Origin of the sequence: Mesorhizobium sp. M1E.F.Ca.ET.063.01.1.1, assembly GCF_003998155.1 — a bacterium.
Lineage (GTDB): Bacteria > Pseudomonadota > Alphaproteobacteria > Rhizobiales > Rhizobiaceae > Mesorhizobium.
Genome location: NZ_RZSC01000790.1, coordinates 1 through 2,643 on the forward strand (window position 1 = coordinate 1; position 2,643 = coordinate 2,643).

3 protein-coding genes are annotated in these 2,643 nt (G+C 64.5%); all 3 read left to right on the forward strand.

All coding sequences use genetic code 11. The annotated features are described in order from the left end of the window. Positions 1-523: UDP-3-O-acyl-N-acetylglucosamine deacetylase (locus tag EOA29_RS32350; protein ID WP_189479057.1), on the forward strand; the 523-nt coding region annotated here is incomplete at its 5' end. A gap of 201 nt (positions 524-724) precedes the next feature. Then, a complete protein-coding gene (locus EOA29_RS32355; RefSeq protein WP_126093095.1) occupies positions 725-1,594 on the forward strand; it encodes an outer membrane protein assembly factor BamD in 870 nt (289 codons plus the stop codon). Between the two features lie 8 nt (positions 1,595-1,602). Then, on the forward strand, positions 1,603-2,643 hold a 1,041-nt coding region (locus EOA29_RS32360; RefSeq protein ID WP_145969928.1), incomplete at its 3' end, for an AAA family ATPase.

Here is a 2,643-nt window from a genome sequence, read left to right on the forward strand (position 1 = left end):
CATCGAAGCCGGCGCATCATGGGCGGAATTCCGCCCTTACGACGGCACGCGATTCGAGATCGAGATCGATTTCGAAAGCCCGGCGATCGGTCGCCAGCTCTTTGCCTCCGACATCAACCCCGACATCTTCCGCCGCGACATCGCGCGGGCGCGCACCTTCGGTTTCATGAAGGATGTCGAGCGGCTGTGGGCCGCCGGCTACGCGCTCGGCTCTTCGCTGGAAAATTCGCTGGTCATCGGCGACGACAACCGCGTCATCAATGTCGGGGGGCTGCGCTACCCCAACGAATTCGCCCGGCACAAGACGCTCGATGCCATGGGCGATCTGGCGCTTGCCGGCGCGCGCTTCATCGGCTGCTTCCGCTCCTATCGCGGCGGTCACCGAATGAACGCGGCGGCGCTGCGCCGGCTGCTGTCGGACCGGACGGCCTTCGAGATCGTCGAGACACGACGCCGCGAGCGCGGCCGCGTGGCAGAAATGATCGCCGTCAGCGGACCGGTCTACGCGCCCTGGGTGATCTGATTCTTAACGATTTTCTGGCTTTGTAGGTGGCCTTGTGTTGCACGGGTGCATCACAAGGCCATGAAATTATACTGCTTTGGGCAAGGCGCCAAACCGCCACAAAAATGTGCGATTGGCCGGACATAGCGTTGCCGGGCAAGGGGATAATGGTTTATGGCTGCGGCCCGGACCGAAACGACGCCGAAAGGGCGGAATTCAAACATGTTGTTTTCGCGAGTTGGTCAATCGAAGGCGCCGCATCGGGCTGTTTTCCTGGCGTTTTCGTTGATTGCCCCGTCGCTGGTGCTGTCGGCCTGCATGTCGTCCGAGAAGGACGTCAACCTGGCGACCTATGTCGACCAGACCGAGCCCGCCGACGTTCTCTACAATCAGGGCCTCGCCAACCTGAATGCCGGCCGTCTCGATGAGGCGAGCAAGAAGTTCGACGCCGTCGACCGTCAGCATCCCTATTCGGAATTCGCCCGCAAATCGATGGTGATGGGCGCCTTCGCCGACTATCGCGCCGGCAATTATGAAGAGGCGATCGGTTCCGCCAAGCGCTATCTCACGCTCTATCCGTCGACCGACGATGCCGCCTACGCGCAGTACATCATCGGCTTGAGCTACTACCGGCAGATCAAGGACGTCACCCAGGATCAGAAGGAAGCGCGCCAGACGGTGCAGACCATGCAGGACCTGGTGACGCGCTGGCCGAACTCCGAATATGTCGACGACGCCAAGGACAAGATCCGCTTCGCCACCGACCAGCTCGCCGGCAAGGAGATGCAGATCGGCCGCTACTATCTCGAACGCCGCGAATATATCGCCGCCGTCAAGCGATTCCGCACGGTGGTGGAGACCTATTCCAACACGCGCCACGTCGAGGAGGCGCTGGCGCGCCTGACCGAGAGCTACTACGCGATGGGGCTGACGTCGGAAGCGCAGACGGCGGCGGCGGTGCTCGGCAACAACTATCCGGACAGCCAGTGGTACAAGGATTCCTACAAGCTCCTGCAGAGCAACGGGCTTGAGCCGCGCGAAAATGCCGGGTCGTGGATATCCAAGGCCGGGAAGCTGATCACCGGCGCCTGACACTCCTGATGCTGTCCAGACTGTCGATCCGCGATATCGTCCTGATCGAGAAGCTGGACATCGACTTCCTGCCTGGACTTTCGGTCCTGACGGGCGAGACCGGCGCCGGCAAATCCATCCTGCTTGATGCGCTGTCGCTGGCGCTTGGAACGCGCGGCGACGCCTCGCTCGTCCGCCACGGCGCGGCACAGGGCCAGGTCATCGCGGTGTTCGACGTGCCGCGCAACCATCCAGCGCGGGCGCTGCTCGCCGACAACGATATCGAGGACGACGGCGACATCATCCTGCGCCGGGTGCAGACGGCCGACGGACGCACTCGCGTCTTCGTCAACGACCAGCCGTCCAGCGTGACCCTGATGCGCGACGTCGGCCGCGCGCTGGTCGAAATCCATGGCCAGCACGACGAGCGCGCGCTGGTCGATCCCGGCGCCCATCGCGAATTGCTGGACAGTTTCGGCGGCCATCTCGGCGCTGTGCGCGGGGCGGGCGAGGCGTGGCGCTACTGGCGAAACTGCGAGCAGGAGCTTTCCAGGCACCGCGCCAAGGTCGAGGCGGCGGCGCGCGAGGCCGATTATCTCAGGGCCTCAGTCGCCGAGCTGGCGAAGCTCGATCCGCAGCCGGGCGAGGAGACCGAGCTGGCTGAATTGCGCGCCCAGATGATGCGCGCCGAAAAGATCGCGTCCGAGATTCACGACGCGCAGGACGTGCTGTCGGGGCCGTCTTCGCCGCTGCCGCAGCTCGCCAGCCTTTTGCGCAGGCTGCAGCGCAAGGCAGGTGAAGTGCCGGGACTGCTCGACGACGTGGTGAAGTCGCTGGACGAGGCGATGATATCGCTCGACGCGGCGCAGTCCGGCGTCGAGACGGCGCTTCGCGCCACCGAATACGATCCGCAGCGCCTCGAGAAGGCCGAGGAGCGGCTGTTTTCGCTGCGCGCGGCCTCGCGCAAGCACAATGTCGCGGTCGACGACCTGGCGCAGCTGCGCGACACGATGGCGGCGGATCTTGCCGATCTCGATGCCGGCGAGGAGCGGCTGCACGGGCTGGAGAAG

Coding starts and splice junctions, on each gene's coding strand:
- EOA29_RS32355 (WP_126093095.1), top strand. CDS start 725: ATGTTGTTTTCGCGAGTTGGTCAATCGAAGGCGCCGCATCGGGCTGTT.